Source organism: Streptomyces sp. SM1, assembly GCF_002910825.1.
GTDB lineage: Bacteria > Actinomycetota > Actinomycetes > Streptomycetales > Streptomycetaceae > Streptomyces > Streptomyces okerensis.
Genome location: NZ_NEUB01001056.1, coordinates 1 through 3,027 on the forward strand (window position 1 = coordinate 1; position 3,027 = coordinate 3,027).

At 66.2% G+C, this 3,027-nt stretch carries 2 protein-coding genes and 3 pseudogenes; 4 read left to right on the forward strand and 1 reads right to left on the reverse strand.

The genetic code is table 11. The features are described 5' to 3' along the window. The 4 genes and pseudogenes from B9S61_RS41405 to B9S61_RS40145 form a co-directional block, all read left to right on the forward strand. Positions 1-230 (forward strand): annotated as a pseudogene (locus tag B9S61_RS41405) (hypothetical protein); the annotation flags it as partial. After that, complete coding sequence (locus B9S61_RS40135; RefSeq protein WP_258039778.1) at positions 227-1,324, forward strand: IS3 family transposase; 1,098 nt, start codon at positions 227-229, stop codon at positions 1,322-1,324. The pseudogene B9S61_RS41405 and the gene B9S61_RS40135, both read left to right, overlap by 4 nt. 18 nt (positions 1,325-1,342) lie before the next feature. After that, a pseudogene (locus B9S61_RS40140) lies at positions 1,343-1,807 on the forward strand (transposase); the annotation flags it as partial. Between the two features lie 54 nt (positions 1,808-1,861). Beyond that, on the forward strand, positions 1,862-2,539 hold the full coding sequence (locus B9S61_RS40145) for a class I SAM-dependent methyltransferase (protein ID WP_103546632.1): 678 nt from the start codon (positions 1,862-1,864) through the stop codon (positions 2,537-2,539). 71 nt (positions 2,540-2,610) lie between these two features. On the opposite strand, the pseudogene B9S61_RS40150 reads toward B9S61_RS40145, so the two are convergent. Then, a pseudogene (locus tag B9S61_RS40150) lies at positions 2,611-3,027 on the reverse strand (IS701 family transposase); the annotation flags it as partial.

Genomic DNA, 3,027 nt, shown 5'->3' on the forward strand with positions numbered 1-3,027 from the left:
GGCGTCAGCAGCGGGACAAGGGTGCCGAGGCGGCGCTCGCCGCATCGGCGGGTCGGCCGAAGACCGATCCGCGGGACAAGGAGATCGCCCGGCTCAAGTCCGAAAACGCCAAGCTGGGAGCCGAGCTGGGCAAGGCACGCACCGTCATCGAGGTGCAGTCAAAACTCTCCGCGCTGCTCGACCAGTTCGCCACGGACAGCGCCACGACGAACAACGGCGAGAGCAAGTGACCTTGGCGGAAGCGGCGTCCGCTGGCGTGCCCGTCGGCGAGGGCGAGTCGGCCTTCGAGGCGGCCCGCACGGTTGCCCTGGGCAAGCTGTCCCTCCTGGTCGGCCGGGTCAAGGCATGCGCCGCGCTCGGCGTGAGCCGGGCGACCTGGTACCGCCACCACCGCACGTCCCCGCCGCCGGTGAAGCCGACGCTGGAGCGCAAGCGCCATCCGCGGGCCCTGAGCGAGGCTGAGGAGGCGGAGGTCCTGGCGGTGTTGCGGTCGGCCGAGTTCGTCGACATGGCACCGGCCGAGATCTACGCGGTGCTGCTGGACCGGGGCACCTATCTGTGTTCGGAGGCGACGATGTACCGGATCCTGCGCCGACACGGCGAGGTCCGCGAGCGCCGTCGGCAGGCCACGCATCCGCCCCGCAAGAAGCCTGAGTTGATCGCGACCGCTCCGAATCGGGTGTGGTCGTGGGACATCACGAAGCTGAAGGGCCCGTATCGGGGAAGCTATTTCTGCCTCTACACGATCATCGACATCTACAGCCGCTACACCGTCGGCTGGATGATCGCCGCATCCGAGAACAAGGACCTCGCCGAGCAGTTCCTGTCCTCCACCATCACCAAGTACCCCGTTGAGCAAGGGAAGCTGACGATCCACTCCGACCGGGGATCGCCGATGATCGCCCACAACGTCGCGCAGATGCTCAGCAATATGGGCGTCACCAAGTCCCATTCGAGACCGAAAACGTCGAATGACAACCCGTACTCGGAAAGTCAGTACAAAACCTTGAAGTACCGGCACGATTTCCCCGACCGGTTCGGCTGCATCGAGGACGCCCGCACCTGGTGCACCGGCTTCTTCGACTGGTACAACCTCGCCCACCGACACTCCGGGATAGCGATGCACGCCCCATTCGACGTGCACTTCGGGCTCGCCGACCAGCTCCGCGAGATGCGAGCCGACGTCCTCACGAGCGTCTACCAACAACACCCCGAACGGTTCGTCCGAAAGCCACCCCAGCCACCGAAACTGCCCGAGGCCGCCTGGATCAACAAGCCGGCCGACCTCCGACACGACGATCAAACGATCCCGGCACAGCGATAGAACGAACTACCTGCCTTGATCACGTTGACAGGTTCCGGCCTGGGGCCCATGCTCGGCGCCCACGTGCTCGCAGAGCTGGGCGACGACCGGGCACGATTCGCCGACGCCAGAGCGCTGAAGTCATACGCAGGATCCGCCCCCATCACCCGGGCCTCCGGCAAGAACCGCTCCGTCGGCCGTCGGTTCGTCAAGAACAACCGCCTCATCAACGCCGGCTTCCTCTGGGCCTTCGCCGCCTTCGCCGCCTTCGCCGCCTTCGCCGCCTCACCGCCTCACCGCCTCACCGCCTCACCGCCTCACCGCCTCACCGCCTCACCAGAAGCGAACGCACACTACCGACGCCGACGCGACCACGGTGACTGGCACGCCGCCGCACAACGGCACCTGCTGAACCGCTTCCTCGACCAGCTCCACCACTGCCTCAAGACCCGGCAGCTCTTCGACGAACAACATGCCTTCGCACCCCTCTTCCAAGCTCCTGCGGGACCCGGAAGCCCAGGTAGCGGCGATGTCATTGCATCCGTCCAGAGTCCCCGCGTGACTGAGCCTTCTTACCTGTCTGAGGTCCGGGAGTCATACGACACCGTGGCCAATGCCTACGCCGCCCTCGTCAAGCCCCCATCAGAGCTGGACCCGTTGTCGCGCTCGATGCTGGCCGCGTTCGCCGAACTCGTGCAGGCATCTGGCCTCGGACCGGTCGCAGACCTGGGCTGCGGCCCGGGCAAAGTGACGGCGCACCTTGCCGGGCTCGGGGTGTCGCCGATCGGCATCGACGTGTCCGCGAAGATGATCGAACTGGCGCGCACCGCCTTTCCGGACCTGCCGTTCTCGGTGGGCTCCATCACCGCCCTGGAGTTCGCAAACGAAGCGCTCGGCGGCATCCTGGCCTTCTACTCCACCCATCACACGCCTCCCGAACTGCTGCCGCTGGTGTTTGCCGAGTTCCACCGCACCCTGGCACCCGGTGGACATCTTCTCCTCGTGGGTCACGTCGGTTCCGGTGAGCACCGTCGTCCTATACAGGCCTACGGCGGCCTTCCCGTGTCCTTCGAGTCCTATCGCCTCCCTCCAGGCCAGCTTGCGCAGTTGCTGAACCGGGCCGGGTTCACCATCGACGCTCAACTGGTGCAGGAGCCCGACGAAATGCTGACATGGAAGATCGCCAGCTTCCTTGCCCACAAGCCGATCTCCCAGGAGGCCGGCTTGACTTCCTAGCCCTCTGAGATGTCTTTGAGGGCCCGGACGTGAGAACCGTCCGGCACAGTCACGGCAGCTGTAGTTCTTGATCACGGTTGGTCGTGACGTCGGTGTCGTTGCTGGTGGCAGGCGGTCGCAACAGCTTGGTGGCGGCGCCGCCAGGCGGTCCAGTGCAGGATGTGCTCGCGGTCGCGGACGGGCGGCGGCAGGACGAGGGCTCGCAGGAGCCGGATGAGTTCGGGGCAGGTCAGCGGGACGAGGTCGGGCTGTTGCTCGGCGGCCTCGTGGACGGCGGCGGCTGTGAGGGAGAGGACGGCGGTGGCGATCAGGGAGAACAGTGACCAGCGCATCCAGGAGTTCCAGCAGGTCACCTGGCCTTGGTCGAGGCCGGTGAAGCCCTTGGCGAGTTGGAAGGTCTCCTCGATCCGCCACCTGCGGGAGATCACTTCTACCAGCGTGCCGAGCGCGATGTCGCCGGGTGCCCAGCAGCGGAAGCAGGACACTTC